Origin of the sequence: Rhodospirillum centenum SW (assembly GCF_000016185.1) — a bacterium.
In the GTDB taxonomy this organism is placed as follows: domain Bacteria; phylum Pseudomonadota; class Alphaproteobacteria; order Azospirillales; family Azospirillaceae; genus Rhodocista; species Rhodocista centena.
In genome coordinates this window covers 2,893,972-2,920,859 of sequence record NC_011420.2, presented here as the reverse complement: position 1 = coordinate 2,920,859, position 26,888 = coordinate 2,893,972, and the positions used below count along the sequence as shown (strand labels likewise).

Here is a 26,888-nt window from a genome sequence, read left to right as displayed (position 1 = left end):
CCGTCCCGTCACGCCGCGGCCGTCTTCAGGGATTCCAGGCGCATCACCGCATCCATGTCCAGCGCCCCCGTGCGCCAGTCCTCGTTCATACGGACCCAGCGGCGCTGCACCTTCGCCACCGCCTCCAGGTCGGTTTCCGTGAAGCTCACCCCCAGCTCCTCCCGCGGGATCACCGGCACCAGCCGCGACAGCTCCACCACCGCGGCGCGCTGCGCCTCCTCCGGCCTGTCCTGGGCCGCGTTCCACAGCGCGATCAGGAAATCCCAGCCGTCCAGCAGCCAGGACAGGCGCGAGACATGCTGGGTGATGGCGGCGCGGAAGCGCGGTTCGTCGTGGATGATCTGTTTCGGATCGCCACAGACCAGATCGAGCTGCTTCAGCCGCTCCGCCCCCAGCGCGATGGTGTGGCCGGCGATGTCCGCCACGTAGTCGCCCAGGCCCGAAACGTCGGAGGCATCCTTCTGCGCCCAGGTCATGAGGGCGTCGCGCATGGCGTCGAGCTGCTTCAAGAGGGCGCGCAGACGGCCCGGCTGCGGGCTCTGCGGCATGCCCACGGGGGCGATGGCGGTGCCCAGCGTCTCCACCCGCTGGGCCATGTCGTCGGGCGGGATCTTCACCAGGGCCGCGACCTTGGCCAGCGCCTGACGGGCCAGCCGCTGGGATTCCTGCGCCGTCATGCCCGGCCGCAGCAGGTCCCGCGCCCCGATGCCGACCAGCTTCAGCAGCTCGGTGACCAGGATGAACTGGGTCAGGATGAGCTGCTGCCCGGCCTCGGTCAGCGACCGCCGGGCCGCGGCGGCGGCATCCGGTCCGGCCACGCCGGTGGCCTGCACGCGCAGCGCGGCGCCGCGGATCGTCTCCGGCGAATGGGTCTCCAGCCGTTCGATCTCCTCGAACAGCAGGCGGTCGTGCAGGGTGACCGTCATGACGGAGGGCAGGCTCTTCCAGGGCATGACATAGATGCCCTTGCCGCCGGTGAAGCTGGGCAGCAGGAACTCGAACCGTTCGTTGCGGTCCTGGCGCAGGCGGGCCTGGTTCAGCAGCGGCGTGGTGAAGGGAACCGCCACCCCGCGCTCGGCGAAGGTGGAGGGCAGGAACTCCTCTGCGGTCAACAGCGTCAAGATCGCGTCCTTCCAGGGGTACGCCAGGGATACCCGACGCCAGCTTATACTATGGACAGCATTTTAAGGAATGGTGGAGGGTCCCCTCTCTCCGTGCGTCCGGCGCCGCGGACGCCGCCCCCGGCGGGTGCCGCTGCAGGGCCGCCCCAGGAACCGGAAAGGGGGCCGGAAAGGGAGCCGGCAAGGGGGGACGACGCACGCCAGCCGCGCGCCGGCCGCCGGCTTGACCGGCGCGGGCGGCCCCCCATACATTCCTGACCGACAAGCGGCCGTGGTCACCCGGCCGTACCCGACACAATCCTTGGGGATGCACCCATGAGCAACGCGACCGCGGTTTCCGACGCCAGCTTCACCACCGACGTGCTTGAGGCCTCCGGTCCCGTGCTGGTGGACTTCTGGGCCGAATGGTGCGGCCCCTGCCGGATGATCGCGCCCGCGCTGGACGAGATCGCGGGCGAGTTGCAGGGCAAGCTGACGGTGGCGAAGCTGAACATCGACGAGAACCCGGGCACGCCCACCCGCTACGGCGTGCGCGGCATCCCGACCCTGATGATCTTCAAGGACGGCAAGGTCGCCGCCACCAAGATCGGGGCCCTGCCGAAGCAGCAGCTCCGCAACTGGATCGAAGAGAACCTCTGACCCGGCCGACACGTCACCCGTCGGGCAGCGGGGGCGGCGGACCGCCCCCGCGGCACCTCAGGGATGAGCCGGCCTCACATCAGCCAGGCCGGCATGGTCAGGATGGCCAGCGCCATCGCCAGCGCCGCGATCCAGACGATGGAGCGCAGCGTCGCCAGACCGGCGAAATAGCAGCCGACATAGCCGATCCGCAGCACGACCCAGGCCACGGCCAGCGTGTCGATGGCGTCCTGCGGCATGCCCTGCACGTCGGCCGCGATGACGGCCGCGGCGAACAGGGGAAACGCCTCGAACCCGTTCAGGTGGGCCGCCACCGCGCGGCGCCGGAAGCCCGACTGCTTCTCCGCCCAGTCGCGCGGGGCGGCATTGTCGTAGCGGCCGGTGGCCTTGGCCGGCAGCACGGTGAGATAGGGCAGCAGCGCCGCCGCGACGACGCACCAGTAGGCGATCTCCATCCTCTCCTCCCTTCAGGCAGCCCCGCGCCTTTCCCGGCGGGGTTCAGCCGTTGTCCTTGAGCACCGTGCCCGCGAGATAGAGCGAGCCGCAGATCAGGATGCGCCCGGGGCCGGGCGCCGCCGCAAGACCGGCCACCGCCTGCCCGGCATCGTCGGCCGGGGCGGCGTCGGCGATGCCGGCCTCGCGCGCCAGGGCCGCGGCCTCGGCCGGGGGCAGGGCGTTCGCCTCGCCGGGAATGGCGACCGTGCGCAGGCGCCGGACATGCGGCGCCAGGGGCCGCAGGAAATCGAGAGGCTGCTTGCTGCCCAGCATGCCGAAGACCAGATCCAGCGGCCGGTCCGCCCAGGCGGCGGCCTGCACGGCCAGCACCTCGCCGGCGCTGTCGTTGTGGCCGCCGTCCAGCCACAGCTCCCAGCCCGGCGGCAGGGCCTCGGTCAGGGGGCCGCGGTGCAGACGTTGCAACCGGGCCGGCCACTCCACCCGGCGCATGCCCTCCCGCGCGGCCCCGTCGTCCACGGCGACGGGCAGATGCTCCAGCGCCGCCAGCGCCAGCCCGGCATTGAGGATCTGGTGCGCGCCGGGCAGCCCCGGCAGCGGCAGGTCCAGGCTGCGGGCCGGGCTTTCGAAGCGGAAGCCGCCGTCGCGCGGCCGGGCCGTCCAGCTCTCGCCGTAGCTGCGCAGGGGCACGCCCAGGTCGGCGGCGCGCTCGCGGAAGACGTGCAGCACCACCGGGTCGGCCTGCGGCCCGGCGACGGCGGGAGCGCCGGGCTTCAGGATGCCGGCCTTCTCCCAGGCGATCTCCGCCAGGGTGCTTCCCAGGAACTGCATGTGGTCCATGCTGATGCGGGTCAGCAGGCTGACGGCGGGGCGTTCGATCACGTTCGTCGCGTCCAGCCGGCCGCCCAGGCCCACCTCCAGCAGGCAGATGTCCGCCGGGACGTCGGCGAAGGCGCGGAAGGCGGCGGCCGTCGTGATCTCGAAGAAGGTCACCGGATCGTCGCCGTTGGCCCGCTCGCAGTCCTCCAGCAGGCCGGCCAGGGCCTCGTCCCCGATCAGCCGGCCGGCCAGCCGGATGCGCTCGTTGAAATGCACCAGATGCGGCGAGGTGTAGACATGCACCCGGGCGCCCGCCGCCTCCAGCATGGCGCGCAGGAAGGCGACGGTGCTGCCCTTGCCGTTGGTTCCGGCGACATGGACCAGCGGCGGCAGGCGCCGTTCGGGGTTGCCCAGGCGGGCCAGCAGCCGCTCCACCCGCCCCAGGGACAGGTCGATGACCTTGGGGTGGAGCAGGCGCAGCCGGTCGAGGGCGGCCTCCAGCCGCGGCGCCGCCGGCACGACCGTGGCCTTGATCATGCCGGGATCAGTCCTCGCTGGGGGCCGGGGTGCTGGCGGGCGCGGCCGTCGCCACGCCGGCAGCCCCCACCACCGCGGCGGCGGCCGTGCTGGATGCGGGCGGGGTGGCCGACCCTGCCGGGGCGGCGGTGGCGACCCCGGCGGCCCCGACCACCGCGGCCGTGGCCGCTGCGGCGGTAGCCACCACGACCGCGGCGGCGGCGGCCGGCGGCGGCGGCGGGGGAGGAGGGGGCGGCGGCACGGTGGCGGCCGGCGCCTCCGGAACCTTCTCCGGCTCCGGCAGGGGCTCCGCCTCCGGTCCGGGGCGGCGCAGCAGGTCGATCAGGCGGACCAGGGTCTGCTTCAGGTCCTTGCGCGGCACGACCATGTCCACCATGCCGTGCTCCAGCAGGTATTCGGAACGCTGGAAGCCTTCGGGCAGGGTCTCGCGGATGGTGTTCTCGATGACGCGCGCCCCGGCGAAGCCGATCTGCGCCCCCGGCTCGGCCAGATGCACGTCGCCCAGCATGGCGAAGCTGGCGGTGACGCCGCCCGTGGTGGGATCGGTCAGCACCACCAGATAGGGCAGGCCCGCCTCCTTCACCATCTCCACGGCGATGACGCTGCGCGGCATCTGCATCAGGGACAGGATGCCCTCCTGCATGCGCGCGCCGCCCGACGCCGGCACGACGATCAGCGGCGCCTGCTGCAGCACGGCCAGCTTGGCGGCGGCCAGCAGCCCCTCGCCCACGGCGATGCCCATGGAGCCGCCCATGAAGGAGAAGTCGAACGCCGCGATCACGGCCGGATGCCCGTCCATCCGGCCGTGCGCGACGATGATCGCGTCGTTGCGGCCCGTCTTGGTCTGGGCGTCCTTCATCCGGTCCGTGTAGCGCTTCAGGTCCCGGAACTTCAGCGGGTCCTGGATCGCCTTCGGCAGCTCGATGGTCTGGAACCCTTCGTCCAGCAGCATCTCCAGCCGCCGGTCGGGCGACAGGCGCATGTGGAACCCGCAGTGCTGGCAGACGTGCAGGTTCTCCTCAAGGTCACGATGGAAGATCATCGCCTCGCAGGAGGGGCACTTGAGCCAGAGATTGTCCGGCACCTCCTTCTTGGAGGAGACGAGCGCCCGGATCTTGGGCCGGACGAAATTGGTGAGCCAGTTCATCGGGGTTCCTGGAGACGGGCGGCGATTGCCTGCAATCGCTCGATGGTTAGGTTCATGTCGACGGCGAGCTGGCGCGGCTTCCCATGGGCGATCTGGTTCCGCTGCTCGAAGTCTTCCTTGATTTTCTGATAGTCCGGGGAGGCCGGGTCGATCAACAGCTTCAGCTTCTCAAGGAAGGTCAGGCGGCGGCTCTTCTCATCGAACAGGGTCCAGGCGCGCCGCGCCTCCCAGGACGGGTTCGCCCGTTCCGCGCGGATGAGGCGTTCGGCCGCATCGTTCACCAGGCTTTCGAACTGGGCGAACAGCAGCACGAAATAGGCCTGGTCCATGCGGGCTCGGGCCTCAGCATTCTCTTCCGTCGGGTCGAGAAGAAGGTCCGTGCGCCGGTAGGCCGAGAGGATGCTGTCGAACTCCCTCAAGGAACCTCGCCCAGCAGGGTCCGGAACTCATTCCGGTCGAACGGCACCGCCCGGCGCGTGTCGCGGTAGGGATAGATCCTCCAGTCGGGTCGGTCATCGCTGCCGACATCGATCAGGTAGGTCCGCCGGCCGGCGACCGGTCCCGAAACGTGCAGCCGGCCGTTCGTCCCGTAGACCCAGAGGCCGTCGGGCGTCAGGCCCAGCCGCCTGTCCGGATCGGGGAAGCGGACGACCAGGATCGGCGCCACGTCCCTGTCCACGCCCGTCATCCGCATCAGGGGTTCCGCCATCGGCTGGCCCAGGCTCCGATTGACGGCGAAACCGCGGTCCGCCGGCAGCCAGTCCTCGATCCGGTCGTAGAGCGCGTTCAGCCGCGCCTTCCAGTTCCGGACACGGGCACGCACCTCCTCGGCCGTCGGCAGCGGGTCCGACACGCCGTCGTCCGGATCATAGACATAGGCCATGGCCTCACCCCCGGGCGGTGCGCACCCCCTCGGCCAGGGTGCGGACGAAGTCTAGCACGGCCGGCACGGTCGCGGCAGTGGCGCGGCCGTCGGCGTCCAGCGTCTGTTCCAACCGCCGGACGATGGCGCTGCCGACGACGGCGGCGTCGGCCACGCGGGCGATGGCGGCGGCCTGGTCGGGCGTGGTGATGCCGAAGCCGACGGCGACCGGCAGGTCGGTGTGGCGCTTCAGCCGGGCGACGGCGGCGCTGACCGACTCCTCGCTGGCCGAGCCCGCACCCGTGATGCCGGTGATGGAGACGTGGTAGACGAAGCCCGAGGTGTGGGCGAGCACGGCCGGCAGGCGGCGTTCGTCCGTCGTCGGCGTGGACAGGCGCACGAAGCTGACGCCGGCCTTCAGCGCCGGCAGGCACAGCTCGTCATCCGCCTCCGGCGGCAGATCCACGACGATCAGCCCGTCCACCCCGGCCTCGCGGGCGTCGGCCAGGAAGCGGTCCACGCCGTAGCTGAAGACGGGGTTGTAGTAGCCCATCAGGATCACCGGCGTGTCCGGGTCGTCGCGGCGGAAGTCGCGCACGAGATCCAGCGTGCGGGTCATCCGCGCCCCGGCCGTCAGCGCCCGCAGCGAGCTGGCCTGGATGGCGGGACCGTCCGCCATCGGGTCGGTGAAGGGCATGCCCAGTTCGATCAGGTCGGCCCCGGCCGCCGGCAGCCCCTTCAGCAGGGCGAGGCTGGTCGCATGGTCGGGATCGCCGGCCGTGAGGAAGGTGACGAGGCCGGCCCGGCCTTCGGCCCGCAGCCGGGCGAAGCGGCGGGCGATGCGGAAGGTCTCCGTGCCCGCGTCGATCTCGGTGGCGAGGCTCACAGCGATACCCCCATGTGACGGGCCACGGTGAAGATGTCCTTGTCGCCCCGGCCCGACAGATTCATCACCATCAGGTGATCCCTGGGCAGCGTGGGCGCGAGACGGGTGACGTGGGCCAGCGCGTGCGCCGGCTCCAGCGCGGGCAGGATGCCCTCCGTGCGGGCCAGCAGCTTGAAGGCGTCCAGCGCCTCCTGGTCGGTGGCGGAGACGTACTCCACGCGCTTCACGTCGTGCAGCCAGGCATGCTCCGGCCCGATGCCGGGATAGTCCAGCCCGGCGGAGATGCTGTGACCCTCGACGATCTGGCCGTCCTCGTCCTGCAGCAGGTAGGTGCGGTTGCCGTGCAGCACGCCCGGCCGGCCGCCGGTCAGGCTGGCGGCGTGCTGGCCGGTCTCGATGCCGTAGCCCGCCGCCTCGACCGCCACCATGCGGACGCTGGGTTCATCCAGGAAGGGGTGGAAGATGCCGATGGCGTTGGAGCCGCCGCCGACGCAGGCGACCAGGCTGTCCGGCAGCCGGCCCTCGGCCTGCTGCATCTGCTCACGCACCTCTTCGCCGATGATGGACTGGAAGTCGCGCACCATGGCCGGATAGGGGTGCGGGCCGGCAACCGTGCCGATGATGTAGAAGGTGTCCTCGACGTTCGTCACCCAGTCGCGCATGGCATCGTTCATGGCGTCCTTGAGCGTGCGGGCGCCGGACTTCGCAGGGCGCACCTCGGCGCCGAGCAGCTTCATGCGGAAGACGTTGGGCTGCTGCCGCGCGATGTCGGTCTCGCCCATGTAGATGACGCAGGGCAGCCCGAACAGGGCGCACACCGTGGCCGTCGCCACGCCGTGCTGGCCGGCGCCGGTCTCGGCGATGATGCGGCGTTTGCCCATGCGCTTGGCCAGCAGGATCTGGCCCATGCAGTTGTTGATCTTGTGCGCGCCGGTGTGGTTCAGCTCCTCGCGCTTCAGATAGATCTTGGCGCCGCCCAGCTCCGCCGTCAGCCGCTCGGCGTAGTAGAGCGGGCTGGGCCGGCCGACATAATGGGTCAGGTAGTAGGACAGTTCCGCCTTGAAGGAGGGGTCCTGCCGGGCCTCGGCATAGGCGCGCTCGACGTCCAGGATCAGGGGCATCAGCGTTTCGGCCACATAGCGGCCGCCGAACTGGCCGAAATGCCCGCGCTCGTCCGGTCCGGTCCGGTAGGTGTTCAGGGGCTGGGTCATGGCTGCTGGCCGTCCCGTTTCCGCTCGTCCGCAAGGGTGAGGACCCTAGCCGGTCGGCCCGCGGATGCCAAGGGCGACACGGGGGTCGTGCACGGTGGAACGGTCGCGCCGCGGCGGACCGCGAATTGATCTCGGTCAAGGTCGGGGCACCCCGGCCGGATTAGTGTGCGACGCAGCAAGACTCCGGCGGAACGACGCCCGGTCCTGGCGGCAGTGCCCGGCATGAGCGGGAAGGGCCGGCAGGGCGGGGATGTTCGGCATGTCCGGTCCCAGGCCGCGCCTGCGGCATTCCGGCACAGGACTGCCGGCAGGAGGATCGTTCGCCGCCCCCGATGGCCGTCGGCAGCGACCTTCGGCGTCACCGCCCGGCGGGAAACCGCCCGTCCCTGTTCGTCCGCCGCCCCGCGCGGCCGACCGGACCGCGTATGTGAGGAGAGAGGGTCCCGATGCCCCATGCCCTGACGATGCCTGTCAGCACGATCGTCCGCCCGTCCGCCACCGCCCTTCACCTGCACCATGCGCTGGAGGCCAGCCGCCAGCAGGAATGGCCGTTCCGCCACTGGCTGCTGACCGACACGCTGCCCGAGCCGGTGGCGACAGGGGTGACCCGGCTGCCGCACGCCCCGGCCGCCGTGGGCGACACGCAGGGCCGGCGCGACACGCACAACGCCAGCCGCATCTTCTTCAACCCCGACCAGCAGCAGCGGCATCCCGTGGCGGCCGACATCGCCCATGCCTTCCAGCATCCGGAGACGGTGGCGCTGCTGTCCTCGCGCTGCCGCGCACCGCTGGCCGGGTCGTTCCTGCGCATCGAGTACTGCCTGGACACGGCCGGCTTCTGGCTGCGGCCGCACACCGACATCGGCGCCAAGCTGCTGACCCTGCTGATCTATCTGAATCCGCCGGAAGATGCGCAGGACTGGGGCACGGACATCTATGCCGATCCCGCCGCGGCCCCGGTCGCGCGCACCGACGCCTCGTTCAACCGGGCGCTGATCTTCGTGCCGGGCAGCAACACCTGGCACGGCTTCGAGCCGCGTCCGGTGCGGGGCGTCCGCCGCACCCTGATGGTGAACTACGTGGTGGCGGAGTGGCAGTCCCGGCACGAACTGGCCTTCCCCGACCAGCCGGTCTCCAACCGCTGACCCTGCGCCCTCAGGCCGTGGGCGCCGGGGCGGTGACCGGATCGGACACCTGTGCCCCGGCACCGGGGGCGGGTGCCAGCGGCAGGCGGAACGTGACGCAGGCGCCGCCGTCCGGCGCGTTGCAGGCTTCGATCTCCCCGCCCATGGCGCCCAGCAGGGCCGCGGTGATCGCATAGCCGAGGCCGGTGGAGCGCGCCGCGCTGACATAGACGTTGCGCCGGCCCGGATAGGGCTGGCCCAGTTCGGCCAGCACGTCGGGCGGGAAGCCGGGACCGAAATCCCGGATCGTCAGGGCGCCGAACCCGTCTTCCGGCTCCAGCCGGACCTCCACGGTGCCGTTCTCCGGACTGTGGCGCAGGGCGTTGGACAGGATGTTGTAGAGGGACTGCAACAGCGCCCGGCGGTCCGCCAGCACCGTCACCGCCGGCCCCCCCTGGACAGCGAAGCTGATGCGGCGGTCGCGGGCGATCGGCCGCACCGTCTGCACGGCCCGGCGTACCGTCTCCTCCAGCGGGACCGGCTCCGGCGTCAGGGTCACGGTGGCCGACTCCACCTTCGCCAGATCCAGCACGTCGTTGATGATGTCCAGCAGGTGGCTGGCGCTGTCGAAGACGTGCCCGGCATATTCCTGGTAGATGCCGGGCGACACCTGTCCGAAGGTCCCGTCGCGGATGATCTCCGAGAAGCCGAGGATGGCGTTCAGCGGTGTCCGCAGCTCATGGCTCATGGTGGCGAGGAACTGCGTCTTGGCGCGGTTGGCCGCCTCGGCCTGGGCGACGGCCTGATCCAGACGGGCCTGCACCGCCTTCTGCGGCGTGATGTCCTGCACCGTGCCGATGATCCGCAACGGGTGGCCATCCGCATCCCTGTCCAGTTTAGCCACCTCGTGCACCCAGCGGACTTCCCCGTCGGGGCGGACGACGCGGTGCTCCACGTCGGCGAACCCGATCGACTCGATACGCTGCTGCATCTGCAGAACCCGGTCGCGGTCGTCGGGATGCACGGCGGCCAGAAAGGCGGGCTGCTCATGGGCACCCTGGTCCTTCGAAACGCCGAAGATGTCGTACACCACGTCGGACCAGAAGACGGAACCGGAGCGCAGGTCCAGCTCCCAGTAGCCCAGCCGGGCGATGTTCTGCGACAGCTCCAGCCGGGCGCGGTTCACCTCCCGCTCCAGCTCCACCCGTCGCCAGGCGGAGATGTCGCGCACCAGCACGACCGTCGAATGCAGCGTGCCGTCCGGAGCCCGCCGGGGATGGATGGAAGCGGAGGCCCAGAAGGCGCTTCCGTCCATCCGCCACATCTGGAAGTCCGACCAGTCGCGTTCGACCCGCACGATCCCGGTCAGCAGGTCGGCGACCCGCGGCCGCGGCTCCGCCAGCACATGGTCGAGGAAACGGGCCGGCAGGAGATCCTGCTCGGAACAGCCCATGATCGCGGCCATGCGGCCGTTGGCGTACTGCGTCCGCCCGTCGGGGCCGAGGACCCAGATGCCGTCGTTGGAGCGCTCGACGATGTCCTTGAAGGCCAGCAGGTGCAGCCGTTCCTGACGCTTCTCGGTGATGTCCTCCAGCGTGCCGTAGACGTGCCGCGGCCGGCCGGCATGGGCTTCGGCGGCAGCGGAGAACAGGACCCAGCGCGCCCGCCCGTCCGCCGTCAGGAAGGGGAGTTCCAGGCGGACCGGCCCGCCCCCCTGATGCAGGTCGGCGACAGCCCCCAGCAGGGCGGGCAGGGCCTCCCCCGGGAAGAAGCGCCCCGCCTCCTCCAGGTAGGGCCGGTGGGTCGCCGGGTCGGTGGCATGGATGCGGTGGGTCATGGGCGACCAGTTCAGGACCCCCGTCTCCAGATCCAGATCCCAGGTGCCGACGCGGGAATGGCTTTCCACCGCCAGAAGGTGCAGGGCGGTCCGCTTAGACTCCGTCACGTCGCGGCAGACGCTGTAGATGCGCCCGTCCCCGGCCGACAGGGCGGACTGGCCGCTCAGCCAGAGATAGCGTCCGTCCTTACGCCGGCAGCGCAGTTCGAACCGCTGCGGCGACTGTCCGGCCGCGAGCAGCCGGAGCCGGTCACGGGCAGCCCTGCGGTCGTCGGGGTGCAGGAGATCCAGGCCGTCCGTCGCCACCAGCTCGGCCACCGACCAGCCCAGCTCCCGCTCCCAGGCCGGGGACAGCGCGACGATGGTGCCGTCGGTGCGGACGATCGACAGCAGGTCCTGCGACAGGTTGAAGAACGGCGACAGGTTCATCCTCTCTTTATCGCACGGAAGCTGATTCCACTTCCAGACAAGGTTGCTACGCGGGTGTGATCGGGGGGGGCTGAGCTTTAACGGCTGTGAACGAATATTCTGTTCGCCGGAGGAACGGTTGCGGCAACTCTTGACCGGACGGCATTCCCGTCACCATCATGGTTAACGGGACCCCGGGCCGGTGCAACCGGGAGGGGGCGTCAGCGCCGCGGCAGACGGACGGTGAAGAGCGCGCCGGAAATCTCGCCGCCCGGCCGGCGCAGGTTCGTGGCCGCGATGGTGCCGCCATGCGCCTCGACGATCTGCCTGGAGATGGAGAGGCCGAGGCCGGAATGCCGGCCGAAATCCTCCGACTTCGGGCGCTCGCTGTAGAAGCGGTCGAAGATCGCGTCCAGCTTGCCCTCGGGGATGCCCGGCCCCTGGTCCTCGCAGGTGACCTCCACCCGGTCGGGCAGGGCCCGGGCGCGCAGCGTCACCACCCCGCCGGGCGGGGAGAAGGAGAGCGCGTTGGAGACGAGGTTCTGGAACACCTGCGTCAGCCGCCCCTCGATGCCCGGCACCACGAGATCGGCGCCGGCCGGCAGTTCCACCACCAGCCGCGGCGGAACCGGCTCGCCCGGGTCCGGTTCCTCCCAGGTTGCCATGGTGACATCGCGCAGCATGGTCAGCACCGTGCCGACATCGACCGGGGAGGCCTGGGCGCGCGACAGTTCGGCGTCCAGCCGGGAGGCGTTGGAGATGTCGGAGATCAGCCGGTCCAGCCGCTGCACGTCATGGTGGATGATGGCCAGCAGCCGACGGAGCTGCGTCTCGTCCTTCACCCGCTGCACCGTTTCAACGGCCGAACGCATGGAGGTCAGGGGGTTCTTGATCTCGTGCGCCACGTCGGCGGCGAAACGCTCGATGGCGTCCATCCGGTTCCACAACGCCGCCGTCATCTCGCGCAGGCTTACGGACAGCTCGCCGATCTCGTCGTGGCGGCGGCCGAAATCGGGGATGATGGCCTGACGGCCATGGCCATGGCGCACCTCGTCCGCCGCGCGGGCGAGCTTGCGGATCGGGCCGGCGATGGTGCGGGCCAGATAGAAGGACAGCAGCACCGTCACGCCCAGCGCCACCCCGAACAGCTTCAGGATGTCCACCCGCTGCTGCCGCACCTCGCGGTCGATGTCGGTGCCGGCACGGGACAGGTAGACCACCCCCAGCACCTGCTTGTAACGCTGCACCGGCACAGCCACGGTCAGCAGCATGTCGGTGCGGTCGCTCTCCCGCGCCACGCGCCAGACGCCGGTGGCGATGTCGCCGGCCAGGGCGCGCTGCATGTCGGGGAACTGGGCCGCGTCCTGGACCCGGTCCTCGGGGTAGACCGGCAGGTGTTCGCGCCCCGGCAGGCTGTTGACGATGCGGTCGTAGAGGGCGATGCCCAGCTCGCTCAGGCTGTTGCCGTCGCGCAGCGGCGGCAGCTCCTCGATCTGGACCATGGATTTCGGCCCGCCCAGGATGCGGCTGTCGGCCACCAGGTCGCCCTTGGGGGCGTAGAGCCGGGTGCGGGTGTCGGTCGTCTCCACCAGCCGGCGCACCATCTGCCGCGCCAGTTCCCAGGACAGCTCGGCGGAGGGTTCGTTGAACTCGTCGTAGCTGGGCCGGACCGCGCCTTCGCCCAGGGCGCCGGCGAAGATCCGCGCCTCCGTCGCCAGCGCCTCCAGTTCGGCCTGGATCAGCCGGTCCTGATAGCGCCCGAGATAGAGCAGGCCGCCGACGAGGATCGCCAGCGCCAGCACGTTGACCGCCAGGATGCGCAGCGTGATGGGGGAGACGGGGCGGCGCAGCCGCATCCGCCGCCGGGGCCGCGCCGGCGGCGCCTCGGCCGGCGGCGGCCAGAGCGGAGCCGTGCCGCGGCTGCCGCCGTCCGGCGGAGCGGACCCGTCCGGCACCGGAGAACGGCCGCGCGGCGTGCGCCGCCGGGCGGTGGCGTCACCGGCCGGAGCCTCCCGCCGCTCGGCGCGCAGGTCGAAGGTCATGCCCGGCCCCGGTCCGTGGTTGCGTCGTCGATCGCCGCTGTCTCAGTTGTCGCGGTACTTGTAGCCGACCCCGTAGAGCGTCTCGATCTGGGCGAAGTTCTCGTCCACCGCCTTGAACTTCTTGCGCAGCCGCTTGATGTGGCTGTCGATGGTGCGGTCGTCCACGTAGATGTGCTCGCCATAGGCGGCATCCATGAGCTGATCGCGGTTCTTGACGTGGCCCGGGCGCTGCGCCAGCGCCTTGACCAGCAGGAATTCCGTGACGGTCAGGTCGATCTCCTGCCCCTTCCAGGTGCAGAGATGGCGGGCGCCGTCCAGCACCAGCTCGCCGCGCACCAGCATCTGGCCGGGATCCGCCTCGCCGCGGCCGTGCGTCAGCTCCTGCCGGCGCAGCAGCGCCCGGATGCGTTCGATCAGCAGACGCTGGCTGAACGGCTTCCTGATGTAGTCGTCGGCCCCCATGCGGAGCCCCTGAAGCTCGTCGATCTCGTCGTCCTTGCTGGTCAGGAAGATCACCGGCACCGCCGAGGTCTGGCGCAGACGCTGCAGCAGTTCCATGCCGTCCATGCGGGGCATCTTGATGTCCAGCACGGCCAGGTCCACCGGCCGCGAGGTCAGGCCGCGCAGCGCCTCGTCGCCGTCCCCGTAGGTCCGCACCTCGAACCCTTCCGCCTCCAGCGCGATCGAGACCGAGGTGAGGATGTTGCGGTCGTCATCGACCAGGGCGATCGTCTGGGCCACCGTCTTCTTCTCCTGCCTTCCTGCGCAGCGTGGGCGTTTCCCGGGGGCGAAGCCGCCGCCCGGCGGTCCCGCCCGATCCATCGGGTTCAGGATCGCCTGCAATATGGCATCATTTGGATCGCAGGACACGGGGCCTGCCGCAGCGGACGGACGAAACCGCGCGGAAGGGGCCGCACGGGTGGGACCACCCGGGAGCGTGCAGCAGGGGAGGCGAACGATGAGCGACATGACCCCATCTCCGCCGGAGGATGCCTGGACGGGCGAGGGGCCGGCGACCGGCCGGGCGGTGATGCGCGGCTGCGGCCGGGCGGCGCTGGCGACGGCGCAGCGTGACCGTGAAGGCTGGCCGCTGCCGTCCCTGGTGCTGGTGGCCCTGGACCTGGACGCCACGCCGCTGCTGCTGATCTCCGGGCTGGCGGAGCACACCCGCAATCTGGAGCAGGACCCGCGGGCCGGGCTGCTGTTCGACGGCACCGGCGGGCTGGACGAGCCGCTGACCGGGCCGCGCCTGTCCGTGCTGGGTAAGATGGAGCGCACGGCGGAGCCGCGGCTGCGCGACCGTTTCGTGGCGCGCCACCCGGAGGCGGCGCAGTATGCCGGCTTCTCCGACTTCGCGCTGTGGCGGCTGCGGCCGGAGCGGGCGCATCTGGTGGCCGGCTTCGGCCGCATCCGCTGGATCGCCGCCGCCGACCTGCTGCTGCCCGCCGCGGCCTGCGCGGAACTGACGGCGCGGGAAGGGGACATCATCGGCCACATGAACGCCGACCATGCCGATGCCGTGGCGCTCTACGCCACCGTGCTGCTGGGCCGGCCGGCCGGCGACTGGCGCCTGACCGGGCTGGACCCGGAGGGCTGCGACCTGCGGGCCGGCGGCGCCAGCGCGCGCCTGCCCTTCGGGAGGACCGTCACGACGGCGGAGGAGGCGCGGGCGGAACTGGTCCGGCTGGTCCGGCAGGCACGGGCCGCGCAACCTCTGTGAGAAGGGCCGGAAACGGTGCCGGGAGCCTTCTGCCCTGCGTAATCCGAAATGTCGTATGGCAAAGCTCGCGTAGCTCCCTCCTTGGCGGAGGGTTGCGGCCCGTCGGGCAGAACGGTAAGTCTACACCGCCGTTACATCAGGGCACCGTTACAGGGGCAGGCGCCGGTCCGCGCGCCGCCCCCTCGCTTGCGTGCAGTGTGCCGGGCATGCAGGGAACCGGGCCCGTCGCCCCCGTGCGATCGCACCAGAGGAGAACGCCAAAGTGCACATGACCGGTCCCGTCATCAGCAGCTTCGGCCTGGATTACCTGGGCCTGAGCCACCTGAAGGCCGCGCATTGGAACCTTTCCGCCGCCGCGCTCTACGAGCAGGCGATCCGCCGCGGCGAAGCGCAGATGGCGAAGGACGGACCCCTGGTGGCCCTGACCGGCCAGCACACCGGCCGGTCCCCCAACGACAAGTACATCGTCCAGGAAGAGACCACCGCCGACCAGATCTGGTGGGGCAACAACAAGGCGATCTCCGAGGACGCGTTCGACCGTCTGCTCGCCCGTGTCCAGGCCTATCTCCAGGGCCGCGAGGTCTTCGTCCAGGATCTCTACGCCGGCGCCGACCCGGACCACCGCCTGCCGGTCCGCATCGTGACCCAGCACGCCTGGCACAACCTGTTCGCCCAGAACATGTTCATCCGGCCGAAGCTGTGCGACCGCCGGGAGTTCGAGCCGGGCTTCACCGTGCTGCAGGTGCCGGACTTCCGCGCGGTGCCGGAGCGCGACGGCACCCGGACCGAGACCTTCATCCTGGTCAACTTCAAGAAGCGCCTGGTCCTGATCGGCGGCACCAGCTACGCCGGCGAGATCAAGAAGTCGGTCTTCACGATCCTGAACTTCCTGCTGCCGGCGCGCGGCATCCTGCCGATGCACTGCTCGGCCAACATCGGCCCGGCCGGCGACACGGCGATCTTCTTCGGCCTGTCGGGCACCGGCAAGACCACCCTGTCGGCCGACGGCAGCCGCACCCTGATCGGGGACGACGAGCACGGCTGGTCCGACACCTCGGTCTTCAATTTCGAGGGCGGCTGCTACGCCAAGGTGATCCGCCTGTCGCCCGAGGCCGAGCCGGAGATCTACGCCACCACCCGCCGCTTCGGCACGGTGCTGGAGAACGTCGTCATGGACCCGGGCACCCGGGAGCTTGACCTGGACGATGCGCGCCACACCGAGAACACCCGCGCCTGCTACCCGATCGACTTCATCCCCAACGCCAGCAACAGCGGCATGGGCGGGCAGCCGCAGAACATCATCATGCTGACGGCGGACGCCTTCGGCGTGCTGCCGCCGATCTCCAAGCTGACGCCGGAACAGGCGATGTACCACTTCCTGTCCGGCTACACCTCGCGCGTGGCCGGCACGGAGAAGGGGGTGACGGAGCCGCAGGCGACCTTCAGCACCTGCTTCGGCGCGCCCTTCATGCCGCGCCACCCCAGCGCCTACGCCAAGCTGCTGGGCGAGCGCATTTCCCGCGGCGGCGCCAACTGCTGGCTGGTCAACACCGGCTGGACCGGCGGCGCCTACGGCACCGGCAAGCGCATGTCCATCGCCCACACCCGCGCCCTGGTGCGCGCGGTGCTGGATGGCCGTCTGGCCACCGTGCCGCACGTCCCGGAGGCGAGCTTCGGCCTCATGGTGCCAGAGGGCTGCGACGGCGTGCCGACCGAGGTGCTCCAGCCGAAGAACACCTGGACCGACAAGCGCGCCTACGAGGACACGGCGCGCGAGGTGGCCCGCCGCTTCGAGGCGAACTTCACCCAGTTCGCCGAGCATGTGGACGAGAAGGTGCGCGGCGCCGGCGTGAAGGTCGCCGCCTGACCGGCGGCGCCCCCGCGCAACGGATCGGCAAGGGCCGGGGGAGCGATCCCCCGGCCCTTCGCTTTTGCGGGGGCCGGACGCGGAATCGGGGAGGGGATTGACCCGGGTCCGGCCCGCGGCGCATGTCTCCTGTACCGGGCTGCAACGGGAGGGAGCGATGCCGCATCGTCGGCCAAGCGGGTCCGCAGGCGCCGCGCCGCCCTGCGCGCGGCCGGGCCTGGCCGAGGAATGCCGGCGGCAGGCGCGGGTGACGGCCCGGGCCGATCGTGCCGATCCCGCCCTGCTGGATTTCCTGGATGCCGCCGGGGCGGACCTGGATGACCGGAGAAGGTCGGCGCCCCGTTCGGCCGGCTGGACGAGGGGAGCCTGATCGCCGTCACGCGCTCTCTGGCGCTTTTCCTGGGTTTCGGCTGAGGTTTCGGCTGACGCCGCCGATGTCCGTCGCGGACCCGGAAACGGAAAACCCCCGCCGCGGAGCCGCAGGCGGGGGTTTTGCAAGGACGGGATCGGCCGGGCAGGGCGCCGGCCGGGCCCACCGCGGTCAGCGGGGAGCCAGCACCATGATCATCTGCTTGCCTTCGAGCTTCGGCATCTGCTCGACCTTGGCCAGATCCTCCAGGGTGTCGCGCACCTTCACGAGGATGACCATGCCGAGATCCTGGTGCGCCATCTCACGGCCGCGGAAGCGCATGGTCACCTTGACCTTGTCGCCTTCCTCAAGGAAGCGGCGCATGTTGCGCATCTTGATGTCGTAGTCGTGATCATCGATGTTCGGCCGGAGCTTGACCTCCTTGACCTCGATGATCTTCTGCTTCTTGCGGGCCTCGTTGGCCTTCTTCTGCGCCTCGTACTTGAACTTGCCATAGTCGAGGATCTTGCAGACCGGCGGATCGGCATTCGGGCTCACCTCCACGAGGTCGAGTCCAGCCTCCTCGGCGGCGATCAGCGCATCACGCAGGCTGACCACGCCGACCATGTCGCCGTTCTGATCGATCAGGCGGACGGAGCGGACATTGATCTCGCGGTTGATCCGGGGTCCGTCGCGCTGGGGTTCCCGGTCTTGGGGGGTAGGCCGTGCTATGGAACCTTCTCCTTCGTCTGAGGGGGCCCGCCGCGGGGTCCGGAAGGACCCGGCCGGTTCAGCGGAACGCCCTGGTTGTCACTCTGACTGGTTGTCACTCTACCTGTGTCGTCGCTCCGGCGGAACTCCCGAAGGGGCTCCGCCGGACCCCGCGGCCGGACCGCAAGGTCAGAACGCGGGCGAAACGGTTTCGGCACCCGCGGGACTGCGGGCTTCATCCTTGAGTCTAGCAACGGCATCGCCCAGGGCAAGGACTTCCTGATCCTTGCCGCCAAGGCGTCGCACCGCCACGGTGCCCTGTTCGGCCTCCCGCGCGCCGACCACGAGCATGACCGGAACCTTGGCCAGGCTGTGTTCCCGGACCTTCAGGTTGATCTTTTCGTTGCGCACGTCGGCCTCCACCCGCAGCCCGGCGCGGCGAAGGGTCTCGGCCACCGTCTGCGCATAGGCGTCGGCTTCCGACACGATGGTGGCGACCACGACCTGCACCGGGGCCAGCCAGAGCGGGAACTTGCCGGCATAATGCTCGATCATCATGCCGATGAACCGTTCCAGGCTGCCCAGGATGGCCCGGTGCAGCATGACCGGACGGTGCCGGGCGCCGTCCTGCCCGATGTAGCTGGCGTCCAGCCGTTCGGGAAGCTGGAAATCGAGCTGCAGGGTGCCGCACTGCCAGGACCGGCCGATGGCGTCGGTCAGGTGGAATTCCACCTTCGGGCCGTAGAAGGCGCCCTCGCCCGGCAGTTCCTCGAATTCCAGATCATTGGCACGCAGGGCCACGCGCAGGCTTTCTTCCGCCTTGTCCCAGGTCTCGTCCGTGCCCAGACGCACGTCGGGGCGCAGCGCCAGCTTCACCGCGATCTTGTCGAAACCCAGGTCCTTGTAGACGCCGAGCTGGAGCGCGAAATATTCTTTTGCCTCCTGCCCCACCTGATCCTCGGTGCAGAAGATATGGGCATCGTCCTGGGTGAAGTTGCGCACCCGCAGGATGCCGTGCAGGGCGCCCGACGGTTCATTGCGGTGGCAGTTGCCGAACTCGGCCATGCGCAGCGGCAGGTCGCGGTAGCTCTTCAGCCCCTGGCGGAAGATCTGCACATGGGCCGGGCAGTTCATCGGCTTCACGCCGAGGAACTTCTCGGTGCCGTCCTCGGCCACGGATTCCCGGATCTTGAACATGTTGTCGCCATACATGTCCCAGTGGCCGGACGCCTTGAACAGGCTGCTGTCATAGAGCTGGGGCGTGCGCACCTCCACATAGCCGGCGGCGTCCAGCTTGGTGCGGATGTAGTTCTCCAGCGTCCGGTAGAGCGCCCAGCCCTTGGGATGCCAGAAGACGGAGCCGACGGCCTCCTCCTGCACATGGAACAGGTCCATCTCGCGGCCCAGCTTGCGGTGGTCGCGCTTCTCCGCCTCCTCGATCTGGTGCAGGTGGTCGGCCAGCTCCTTCTCGGTGCGCCACGCCGTGCCGTAGATGCGCTGGAGCATCTCGTTGCGGGCGTCGCCGCGCCAGTAGGCGCCGGCCACCTTCATCAGCTTGAAGGCGTGGCCCACCTTGCCCGTGCTGGGCAGGTGCGGACCGCGGCAGAGGTCGTACCACCGGCCCTGGCGGTAGATCGTGATCGTCTCCGTCGCCGGCAGGTCCTCGATGATCTGGGCCTTGTACTTCTCGCCGATCGACCTGAAGTGCTCGATCGCGTCGTCGCGCTTCCAGACCTCCCGCGTGAAGGGGGCGTCGGCGTTGACGATCTCGTGCATCTTCGCCTCGATCTTCACCAGATCGTCGGGCGTGAAGGGCTCGGACCGGGCGAAGTCGTAGTAGAAGCCGGTGGCGATGGCCGGGCCGATCGTCACCTGCGTGCCGGGATAGAGGGCCTGCACCGCCTCCGCCATGATGTGGGCGGCGTCGTGCCGGATCAGCTCCAGCGCCTCCGGGCTCTCGCGCGTCAGGATCTCCAGCCGGCAGTCCTGCTCGACGGGGAGCGCGAGGTCGCGCTGCTTGCCGTCGATCTTCACCGCCAGCGCCGCCTTGCCCAGGCTCTTGGCGATGGCGCTGGCGATCTGGCCCCCGGTAGTGCCGCGCGGAAAGGTTCGCACGCCGCCGTCGGGCAGCGTGATGGAGACCATATCCTGCGCAGAGGCTTCCGCCATCGTCATGGCACTCACCGGTATCTTGGTAGTTGAAGGAACCCTTTTCGGGAGGTGGGACTTTGGTGAGCCGTTCCTCCCGATGTCAAGACCGGGAGATGGGCGATTCCCGTGACGCGGGGAAGGGTTGCGTGCGACACATCCCCGGAACGCCGGCCGGTTCAGACCCTGGCGAGGCCGGCCAGCGCCGCCACCACCTCCGCCACCGGCAGCGCCGACAGGTCGTCGCGCTTGAGCCAGGCCGTGCGCGGCCCCCACGGGGCGGAGCGGACGGGATCGGTGTGGTGGGACATCAGCATCAGGGTGGGGCAGCCCGCCGCGGCCGTCAGGAAGACCGGCCCGGTGTCGTTGCCCACGGTGGCCCGCGCCCGGCGGGCGAGGCTGCCGAGCTGGGCGAGGCTGGTGCGGCCGACGAGATCCAGCGCCCCCGGACAGTCGGCCAGGATGCGGTCGGCGGCGTCGCGGTCAGCCGCGGTACCGACCAGCACCGGCACGGTGCCGGCCTCCAGCAGCGCCCGGCCGAGCGCCGCATAGGACGCCGGCGGCCAGCGCTTGTGCGGCAGGTGGGGGGAGCAGCCGGGCACCAGCAGCACGAAGGGGCCAGCCGGTGCCACCCCGTCCACGGGCGCCGCGAGCCAGGAGAGATCGGCCGCGCCCGCATCCGGCACCCCGCCCGCGGCGAGCACGGCGAGATAGCGGTCGCGGTTGTGCCGGCCCGCAAGCGCCGCGGGATCGGCCACCGGCCAGCGCGGCGCCGGACCGGGCCAGAGCAGGCGGCGGTAGAGCCGGGTGCGCGGCTTGGCCTGGAGGTCGTAGACGACATCCAGCCGCGCCCCGCGCAGCAGCGAGCGGATGTGCCAGTAATGCGCCGGGCTGCGGCTGCGCCCGTCCTCCCAGACCCGGTCGAACCAGGGCATGGTCCGGCCGAAGCCGGCGAAGGCGGGCTTGGTCAGGAGCGCGATCTCCGCCCCCGGATGACGGGCGCGCACGGCATGGAAGGCGTCGAAGCACTGGATCAGGTCGCCCAGCGCGCCCAGCCGGATGACCAGCACGCGCCGGGCCGTGCCCCCGGCCACAGTCCCCGCCGCGGCCGCGGCCGCGGTCTCCGGCACCGGGGCCGGCGGGCTCACGACAGCCCGGCGGGCCGGCCCCCGGCCGCCCGTTCCGCCAGCAGTTCGGCATAGACGGCGAGCGTGGCGAGGCACATGCCGTCGCGGGTGAATCGCTCGCGCACGTAGCGCATCGCCTCCAGCCCCACGGCCCGGCGCTCCAGCGGGGTCAGGTCCAGCACCGACGCGATGGCGCCGGCCAGCGCCTCGGCATCGCCGGGCGGCACGACAAGGCCGGTCTGGCCGTTCACCAGCGTCTCCTTGACCGCGCCGAGGTCGGAGACGATCACCGGCCGGCCCATGGCCTGCGCCTCCACGATGACCCGGCCGAACGCCTCAGGCTCGACCGAGGCGCTGACCACCACGTCGGACAGCATGTAGGCGGCCGCCATGTCGGCGCAGTGGCCGGCGATGGTGACCTGGCTGTCCAGTCCCAGGGCGCGGATGCGGGCCTCCAGCTCCTGGCGGTAGTCGGTGCGGCCCTGGTCGCCGCCCACCAGCACGGCGCGCACGTCGTTCCGCCCCAGCTTCGCCATCGCCTCGATCAGCACGAGCTGGCCCTTCCAGCGGGTCAGCCGGCCCGGCAGCAGCACGACCCGGTGGTCGTCGGGCAGGCGCCAGTCGCGCGCCAGCACGGCCATGCGCGCCTGCGTCACCTTGGCCGGGACGAGGGTGGCGACATCCACGCCGCGGTGGATCAGCCGCAGCCGGTCCGGCCCGACGCCGTAGCTGTCCGCGACATGCGCGGCCACGAAGCCGCTGACGGCGATCACCCGGTCGCCCCGGGCCATCACCGAATTGTAGCGCTGCTTCAGGCGGCCCTTGAAATTGTAGGGGGCGTGGAAGGTTGTGACGAACGGCACGCCGCAGCGCCGCGCCGCCCAGAGGGCGCTCCAGGCCGGGGCGCGCGAGCGGGCATGCACGATGTCCACCCCTTCCGCCCGGATCAGCGCCGCCAGCCGGGCGGCGTTGCGGTAGATGGTGACGGGGTTCTTGCTGTCCACCGGCAGGGTGATGTGGCGGGCGCCGTAGCGTTCCAGCTCGCGCGCCATCGGCCCGCCGGCGGAGACGACCAGGGCGCGGCCGCCGGCCCGCTGGATGGCGGCCGCCATGTCGATGCAGCCGCGCTCCGCCCCGCCCGTGACCAGGGTGGGGATGACCTGGAGCACCACCGGCCGGCCGCCGCCGAACCAGGAAGCCACGGCCTCCGCCGCCTCCGGACCGGCCTGGGCGGCGCCGGGGAAGCCGGCATCGTCCTCTCCGTCGGAGGCGTACTCCGCGGCGGTGGCCGGCGGGGCCGGGTTGTCGTCGGGTTCGGTGGCCGCTAGGGTGCCGGGCAGCTCGGCCGGGACGGTCATGGGCGTAGCATCGACAGGGGACGGCATGGGTGCGCCGATACATAGCCTGACCCGGGGCGCCGCCACCATAGCTTATCGACGGACCCCGCCCCGGCGCCCGGGCGTGCTGGGCGTGATCTTCCTGGGCGGCTTCCGCTCGGACATGACCGGCACCAAGGCGGTGGCGCTGGAGGCCTGGGCGGAGCGGGCAGGGCTCGGCTGCGTCTGCTTCGACTACCAGGGCCACGGCCGCTCCTCCGGCCGCTGGGAGGACGGAACCGTCGGCACCTGGCTGGAGGACGCGCTGGCCGTGCTGGACCGGCAGACGGAGGGGCCGCAGGTGCTGGTCGGCTCCAGCATGGGCGGCTGGATCGCGCATCTGGCCGCCATCGCCCGGCCGGAGCGGGTCGCGGGGCTGGTCTGCGTCGCCCCGGCGGCCGACTTCACCGAGCGGCTGATCCGGCAGCGCCTGTCGCCGGAGCAGGCCGCGGCGCTGGAGCGGGACGGCTTCTTCGTGCAGCCCAGCGCCTACGACCCCGCCGGTTACCGCATCACGCGGGCGCTGCTGGACGAGGGGCGGCGGCATCTGCTACTGGGCCGGCCGATCCCGGTCCGCTGCCCGGTGCGGCTGCTGCACGGCCAGCGCGACGCCGACGTGCCCTGGCGCTTCAGCCTGGATCTGGCCGGCGACCTGGAAAGCGACGACGTGCGCGTCGTGCTGGTGAAGGACGGGGACCACCGGCTGTCGCGGCCACAGGACATCGACCTGCTGTGCCGCACGGTGGGGGAACTGACGGCAGCCTGAGAACGGCCGCCGAACCATTGCGGAGGGGACGTGAGCATGCCTGCCTGCCCGGCCTGCGGGGCCGAGACCTGGACCCCGGTGGCCAGCCACGAGGACTGGGCCGCCACGGCCCGCACGGCCCCGGACCAGCGCCGCGACATGGCGGCCCTGGTCGCCGCCGACCCGGCGCTGGATTTCGGCGGTCTGTGCCGCTGCGGGCGCTGCGGTCTGGTGAGCGTCGAGCGCATCCCGTCGGCGGACGCCCTGGCCGGTTTCTACACGGCCTACTATGCCAGCCGGTCCTATTCGACGAAAGCGGCCAGCAAGCTGCGCCGCGCCCGCCGCCGCATCGCCGGGCTGAAGGCGGCGGCGCCGGGGGTTCGCTTCCTGGATATCGGCTGCAATCTGGGATTTGCCGTCGAGGCCGCGCGCGACCTGGGATTGCAGGCAACCGGCATCGAGATCGACCCCGATGCCGTGGCTCGCGCCCGCGTGCGGGTGGAGAACGCCACCTTCCACATCGCCGATGCCGAAGCCTTCGCCGCGGCGGGGAAGGGGCCGTTCGACATCCTCTATTGCACCGAGGTGATCGAGCATGTGCGCGATCCCGACGCCTTCGCCGCGGCGCTGGCGCGGCTGGCGGCGCCGGGGGCGGTGCTGTTCCTGACCACGCCGGACGGCGGCCACTGGCGGGTGCCGCGCGACTTCACCCGCTGGCCGGAGGTGAAGCCGCCGGAGCATCTGCGCTGGTTCACCCGCGACGCCCTGCGCCGGCTGTTCGACCGGCATGGCTTCGACGTGGCTTTCGGCTTCAACCTGAAGCCCGGCCACCGCATGCGGGCCCGCCGCCGGGCCGGGTGATCCCGGCGGCCGGGCAGGCTGTACGGCCTATACGGCGGGGGAGGCGGGGCCGGGCGTGCCGAGCGCGGCCAGGGCCTGCGGCTCCTCCGGGCTGACGACGATGGCGAGTTTCCAGCCCGTCTCCGCCCGGCGCAGCAGATAGATCGTCGTCCAGCCGGCGATGCCCTCGCCATCGCGGGAGCGCAGGATCCAGCGCACCTCCGCCCGCACCAGATCGTGGTTGTAGGCCACGGTGATGGCCGCGGCCGGCACCGGCCAGGCCATGCCCAGCCGGCGGTACGCCTCCATCTGGGCGCCCAGGAAGGCGCGGGCCTGCTCCCGCTCGGGGAAGACCTGCGGGCCGGCCGCCGTGACCACCGTCAGGGGATGGTCGTGGTGGTCCATCACCCGGTCCAGGTCATAGGCGGCGAAGGCCTCCGAATAGGTGTGGAAGAAAGCGCCGGCCTTCTCCGCCGTCATTTCGTCGGCCATGGGGTCCCTCCCTGGTGTCGTCGGTTCAGCGCTGTCCCAGGATACGGGACAGCACCCCGTCAAGCTGGTCGAGCGTCTTGTAGTGGATCTGCAGCACGCCCTTGGGCCCGCGCCCGGCGACGACGACCTTGAGCCCCAGCGCGGTCGAGACCTCACGCTCCAGCGCCACGGTGTCGGGCGGCTTCACGGCCGGCAGCTTCGCCTGCCGCCCGGCCGCGGCGTCCTTCACGAGCTGTTCGGTCTGGCGCACGTTGAGGCCGCGCTTCACCACCTCCTGCGCCAGAGCGGCGGGGTCGTGCGCCGTGAGCAGGGCGCGGGCATGGCCCATGCTGAGCTGCCCCTCCTGCACGAGCCGCTTCACCTCGTCGGGCAGGGCCAGCAGACGCAGCATGTTGGCGACATGGCTGCGGCTCTTGCCGACGGCGCGGGCAAGGTCCTCCTGCGTGTGGGAGAACTCGTCCATCAGCCGGCGGAAGCCCTCGGCCTCTTCCAGCGGGGTCAGGTCCTGGCGCTGGATGTTCTCGATCAGCGCGATTTCCAGCGCCTCGCGGTCCGTCAGGGTCCGGACCAGCACCGGCACCTCGTGCAGCCCGGCAAGCTGGGCGGCCCGCCAGCGCCGCTCGCCGGCGATGATCTCATAGCTGGGCGCGCCGGGCGGCGAGTCCTCGTCCTTGCGGACGAGCAGGGGCTGCAGGACGCCGCGCTCGCGCACGCTGTCCACCAGCGCGCGCATCTCCTCGTCGTCGAAGCGGCGGCGGGGCTGGTAGCGGCCGGGATGAAGCTGGTCGATCGGGACCAGCCGGGTCAGGCGGGCGCGGTCGGCCGGTTCCCCCTCCGCCGGGGCGGCGTCCCCGAACAGGGCGGACAGACCGCGGCCCAGACCGCCGGGCCGCTTGCGGGAGTCTTCCTTGCGCACGTCATCCATAGGCCAGCTGCCGCTTCCGCTCACGCTTCAGAACTTCCCCGGCCAGATGGATGTAAGCCTGCGCGCCCGCCGAACGATAATCGTAGAGCAGCACCGGCTTGCCATGGCTGGGAGCTTCGGAGACCCGCACATTGCGGGGGATCACCGTCTCGAACACCTTGTCCCCGAAGAAGCCGCGCACATCGGCCGCGACCATGTCGGACAGGTTGTTGCGGCGGTCGAACATGGTCAGCACCACGCCCTGGATGTCCAGCGCCGGGTTGAAGGCGCGCTTCACCCGCTCGATCGTGCGGACCAGGTGCGACAGCCCCTCCAACGCGTAGAACTCGCACTGCAAGGGCACCAGCACGGCATCCGCCGCGGCCAGCGCGTTCAGCGTCAGCAGGCCCAGGGCAGGGGGGCAGTCGATCAGGATGTAGTCGTAGCCGCCGTGGGAACGGGCCAGCGCGTCCTTCAGCCGGTACTCGCGCCGCTCCACGTTCACCAGTTCGACCTCCGCCCCGGAAAGTTCGACCGAGGCGGTGACGAGGGAGAGGTTCGGCACGTCCGTGGGCACCGTCACCTCTTCCAGCCGGCTGTCGCCGAACAGCAGGTCGTAGATGCCGATGCCGCGGTCGCTCTGGCTGATGCCCAGCCCGGTGGAGGCGTTGCCCTGGGGATCGTTGTCGATGATCAGCACGCGCTTGCCGATGGCGGCCAGCGCGGTGCCGAGATTGATGGTGGTCGTGGTCTTGCCGACGCCGCCCTTCTGGTTGGCCAGCGCGATGACCCGCGGGGTCGGCCTGGCCTGGGCTGCGGAAGTGGTTCCGTCTGGCACGGGGATCAGCCTATCTGCATGCCCCGGGGGGCGATCTCGCTCAAGCGGAGCAGGGCGCCGGACGGGTCGGTCCGGCTCGGGAATTCCTCGACCCGCATTGTCCAGGAATCCCGGGCGCGGGTCAATTCGTCGGCGGCGGTGCGGCCCTTGGGAAACAGGCAGATACCGCCCGGCCTCAGGAATCTGGCCGCCAGCGGCAGCAGGGCGGAGAGATCGGCGAGCGCGCGGGCGGACACGGCATCGGCCGGCGGCGCCTCCGCCTGTTCCGCCCGCTGCGCATGAACCGTGGCGGGGGCCCCGGTGACCCGCGCCACCTCCCGCAGAAAGGCGGCCTTGCGTCCGTCGGATTCGATCAGATGCACCTCCGGCACGCCCAGGATCGCCAGGACAAGGCCGGGGAAGCCCGCCCCCGAGCCGAGATCGACCAGCACCCGTGTGCCCTCCGGCAGAAGCGCGAAGAGCTGGGCGGAATCCGCGAAGTGCCGCTCCCAGACATCGTCCAGGGTCGAGCGGGCGACCAGATTGATCGCCGGATTCCACTTGCGCAGCAGCGCCTCGTAGGCGGCGAGGCGGTCCAGTGTTTCACGTGAAACACCGAAGGCGGCCTGAAAGTCGGTGGCCCGGAAGGATGGGGCCGGGAGACGGGTATTGCTCATCGGGTCCGTGGGTCGTTGGGGGCGCCCGC

At 71.0% G+C, this 26,888-nt stretch carries 26 protein-coding genes; 7 read left to right on the top strand and 19 right to left on the bottom strand.

Translation table 11 applies throughout. The features are described from left to right. Positions 1 to 8: 8 nt before the first annotated feature. Positions 9 to 1,121, bottom strand: a complete 1,113-nt coding sequence (locus tag RC1_RS13570; protein WP_012567989.1) for a hypothetical protein — start codon at positions 1,119 to 1,121, stop codon at positions 9 to 11. A gap of 315 nt (positions 1,122 to 1,436) precedes the next feature. Here RC1_RS13570 and trxA point away from each other — a divergent pair, with 315 nt between their 5' ends. After that, positions 1,437 to 1,760 (top strand): thioredoxin TrxA, encoded by a 324-nt coding sequence (gene trxA, locus RC1_RS13565; protein WP_012567988.1) that lies wholly within the window; start codon positions 1,437 to 1,439, stop codon positions 1,758 to 1,760. A 74-nt stretch (positions 1,761 to 1,834) separates the two neighbouring features. Here trxA and RC1_RS13560 read toward each other — a convergent pair whose 3' ends face one another. Genes RC1_RS13560 through trpB form a run of 7 tightly spaced genes read right to left on the bottom strand, consistent with a single transcriptional unit; the run spans position 1,835 to position 7,675 of the window. Then, positions 1,835 to 2,215 (bottom strand): MAPEG family protein, encoded by a 381-nt coding sequence (locus RC1_RS13560; protein ID WP_012567987.1) that lies wholly within the window; start codon positions 2,213 to 2,215, stop codon positions 1,835 to 1,837. 43 nt (positions 2,216 to 2,258) lie between these two features. Then, entirely contained in the window at positions 2,259 to 3,569 is a 1,311-nt protein-coding gene (locus RC1_RS13555; RefSeq protein ID WP_012567986.1) for a bifunctional folylpolyglutamate synthase/dihydrofolate synthase, read from the bottom strand. A 7-nt stretch (positions 3,570 to 3,576) separates the two neighbouring features. Continuing rightward, complete coding sequence (gene accD / locus RC1_RS13550) at positions 3,577 to 4,716, bottom strand: acetyl-CoA carboxylase, carboxyltransferase subunit beta (protein WP_012567985.1); 1,140 nt, start codon at positions 4,714 to 4,716, stop codon at positions 3,577 to 3,579. Next, positions 4,713 to 5,135: a hypothetical protein gene (locus RC1_RS13545; RefSeq protein ID WP_012567984.1), complete on the bottom strand. Its 423-nt coding sequence runs from the start codon at positions 5,133 to 5,135 to the stop codon at positions 4,713 to 4,715. Before RC1_RS13545 ends, accD begins: the two co-directional genes overlap by 4 nt. Next, complete coding sequence (locus tag RC1_RS13540) at positions 5,132 to 5,599, bottom strand: hypothetical protein (protein WP_012567983.1); 468 nt, start codon at positions 5,597 to 5,599, stop codon at positions 5,132 to 5,134. Before RC1_RS13540 ends, RC1_RS13545 begins: the two co-directional genes overlap by 4 nt. Before the next feature lie 4 nt (positions 5,600 to 5,603). Beyond that, positions 5,604 to 6,464: a tryptophan synthase subunit alpha gene (trpA, locus tag RC1_RS13535; protein WP_012567982.1), complete on the bottom strand. Its 861-nt coding sequence runs from the start codon at positions 6,462 to 6,464 to the stop codon at positions 5,604 to 5,606. Next, positions 6,461 to 7,675, bottom strand: a complete 1,215-nt coding sequence (trpB, locus tag RC1_RS13530) for a tryptophan synthase subunit beta (RefSeq protein WP_012567981.1) — start codon at positions 7,673 to 7,675, stop codon at positions 6,461 to 6,463. The genes trpA and trpB overlap by 4 nt, the downstream gene beginning before the upstream one ends. Before the next feature lie 446 nt (positions 7,676 to 8,121). On the opposite strand from trpB, the gene RC1_RS13525 reads away from it, so the two are divergent. Next, positions 8,122 to 8,820 (top strand): 2OG-Fe(II) oxygenase, encoded by a 699-nt coding sequence (locus RC1_RS13525; protein WP_012567980.1) that lies wholly within the window; start codon positions 8,122 to 8,124, stop codon positions 8,818 to 8,820. A 10-nt stretch (positions 8,821 to 8,830) separates the two neighbouring features. On the opposite strand, the gene RC1_RS13520 is transcribed toward RC1_RS13525, so the two are convergent. The 3 genes from RC1_RS13520 to RC1_RS13510 form a co-directional block, all read right to left on the bottom strand. Next, on the bottom strand, positions 8,831 to 11,065 hold the full coding sequence (locus RC1_RS13520) for a PAS domain-containing sensor histidine kinase (protein ID WP_012567979.1): 2,235 nt from the start codon (positions 11,063 to 11,065) through the stop codon (positions 8,831 to 8,833). A gap of 200 nt (positions 11,066 to 11,265) precedes the next feature. Then, positions 11,266 to 13,086 (bottom strand): stimulus-sensing domain-containing protein, encoded by a 1,821-nt coding sequence (locus RC1_RS13515; RefSeq protein ID WP_012567978.1) that lies wholly within the window; start codon positions 13,084 to 13,086, stop codon positions 11,266 to 11,268. Between the two features lie 42 nt (positions 13,087 to 13,128). Continuing rightward, positions 13,129 to 13,827, bottom strand: a complete 699-nt coding sequence (locus tag RC1_RS13510) for a response regulator transcription factor (RefSeq protein WP_012567977.1) — start codon at positions 13,825 to 13,827, stop codon at positions 13,129 to 13,131. A gap of 217 nt (positions 13,828 to 14,044) precedes the next feature. On the opposite strand from RC1_RS13510, the gene RC1_RS13505 reads away from it, so the two are divergent. The 3 genes from RC1_RS13505 to RC1_RS20850 all read left to right on the top strand — a co-directional run bounded on the left by RC1_RS13505 (position 14,045) and on the right by RC1_RS20850 (position 17,043). Beyond that, a complete protein-coding gene (locus RC1_RS13505; protein ID WP_012567976.1) occupies positions 14,045 to 14,806 on the top strand; it encodes a HugZ family pyridoxamine 5'-phosphate oxidase in 762 nt (253 codons plus the stop codon). A gap of 268 nt (positions 14,807 to 15,074) precedes the next feature. Further along, positions 15,075 to 16,673 carry a phosphoenolpyruvate carboxykinase gene (locus RC1_RS13500; RefSeq protein WP_012567974.1) on the top strand — a complete coding sequence of 533 codons (1,599 nt, stop codon included), beginning with the start codon at positions 15,075 to 15,077 and terminating at the stop codon, positions 16,671 to 16,673. A gap of 157 nt (positions 16,674 to 16,830) precedes the next feature. Then, positions 16,831 to 17,043 (top strand): antitoxin MazE-like protein, encoded by a 213-nt coding sequence (locus RC1_RS20850; protein WP_148213459.1) that lies wholly within the window; start codon positions 16,831 to 16,833, stop codon positions 17,041 to 17,043. 171 nt (positions 17,044 to 17,214) lie between these two features. Here the strand turns inward: RC1_RS20850 and infC are convergent, their stop codons facing one another. The 4 genes from infC to RC1_RS13480 form a co-directional block, all read right to left on the bottom strand. Next, positions 17,215 to 17,754, bottom strand: a complete 540-nt coding sequence (gene infC, locus RC1_RS13495; RefSeq protein WP_041785368.1) for a translation initiation factor IF-3 — start codon at positions 17,752 to 17,754, stop codon at positions 17,215 to 17,217. A 168-nt stretch (positions 17,755 to 17,922) separates the two neighbouring features. Further along, the gene (gene thrS, locus RC1_RS13490; protein ID WP_012567971.1) at positions 17,923 to 19,878 is read right to left on the bottom strand and encodes a threonine--tRNA ligase; all 1,956 of its coding nucleotides are present in this window, start codon (positions 19,876 to 19,878) and stop codon (positions 17,923 to 17,925) included. Between the two features lie 182 nt (positions 19,879 to 20,060). Further along, positions 20,061 to 21,029: a glycosyltransferase family 9 protein gene (locus tag RC1_RS13485; RefSeq protein WP_049766719.1), complete on the bottom strand. Its 969-nt coding sequence runs from the start codon at positions 21,027 to 21,029 to the stop codon at positions 20,061 to 20,063. Beyond that, positions 21,026 to 22,366: a glycosyltransferase family 4 protein gene (locus RC1_RS13480; RefSeq protein WP_083759316.1), complete on the bottom strand. Its 1,341-nt coding sequence runs from the start codon at positions 22,364 to 22,366 to the stop codon at positions 21,026 to 21,028. Before RC1_RS13480 ends, RC1_RS13485 begins: the two co-directional genes overlap by 4 nt. Positions 22,367 to 22,391: 25 nt before the next feature. On the opposite strand from RC1_RS13480, the gene RC1_RS13475 reads away from it, so the two are divergent. Together RC1_RS13475 and RC1_RS20215 are read left to right on the top strand one after the other, a co-directional pair. Continuing rightward, a complete protein-coding gene (locus RC1_RS13475) occupies positions 22,392 to 23,150 on the top strand; it encodes an alpha/beta hydrolase (protein WP_012567968.1) in 759 nt (252 codons plus the stop codon). Between the two features lie 36 nt (positions 23,151 to 23,186). Further along, positions 23,187 to 23,990: a class I SAM-dependent methyltransferase gene (locus tag RC1_RS20215; RefSeq protein ID WP_012567967.1), complete on the top strand. Its 804-nt coding sequence runs from the start codon at positions 23,187 to 23,189 to the stop codon at positions 23,988 to 23,990. A gap of 27 nt (positions 23,991 to 24,017) precedes the next feature. On the opposite strand, the gene RC1_RS13465 is transcribed toward RC1_RS20215, so the two are convergent. From RC1_RS13465 to rsmG, 4 genes are read right to left on the bottom strand one after another with little or no spacing between them, the layout of a single operon-like run. Further along, positions 24,018 to 24,461: a DUF6841 family protein gene (locus RC1_RS13465; protein WP_012567966.1), complete on the bottom strand. Its 444-nt coding sequence runs from the start codon at positions 24,459 to 24,461 to the stop codon at positions 24,018 to 24,020. 25 nt (positions 24,462 to 24,486) lie between these two features. Continuing rightward, entirely contained in the window at positions 24,487 to 25,386 is a 900-nt protein-coding gene (locus RC1_RS13460) for a ParB/RepB/Spo0J family partition protein (RefSeq protein WP_012567965.1), read from the bottom strand. Further along, positions 25,379 to 26,203, bottom strand: a complete 825-nt coding sequence (locus RC1_RS13455; protein ID WP_012567964.1) for a ParA family protein — start codon at positions 26,201 to 26,203, stop codon at positions 25,379 to 25,381. The genes RC1_RS13460 and RC1_RS13455 overlap by 8 nt, the downstream gene beginning before the upstream one ends. Positions 26,204 to 26,208: 5 nt before the next feature. Further along, complete coding sequence (gene rsmG / locus RC1_RS13450) at positions 26,209 to 26,859, bottom strand: 16S rRNA (guanine(527)-N(7))-methyltransferase RsmG (RefSeq protein WP_012567963.1); 651 nt, start codon at positions 26,857 to 26,859, stop codon at positions 26,209 to 26,211. Between the last annotated feature and the right edge of the window lie 29 nt (positions 26,860 to 26,888).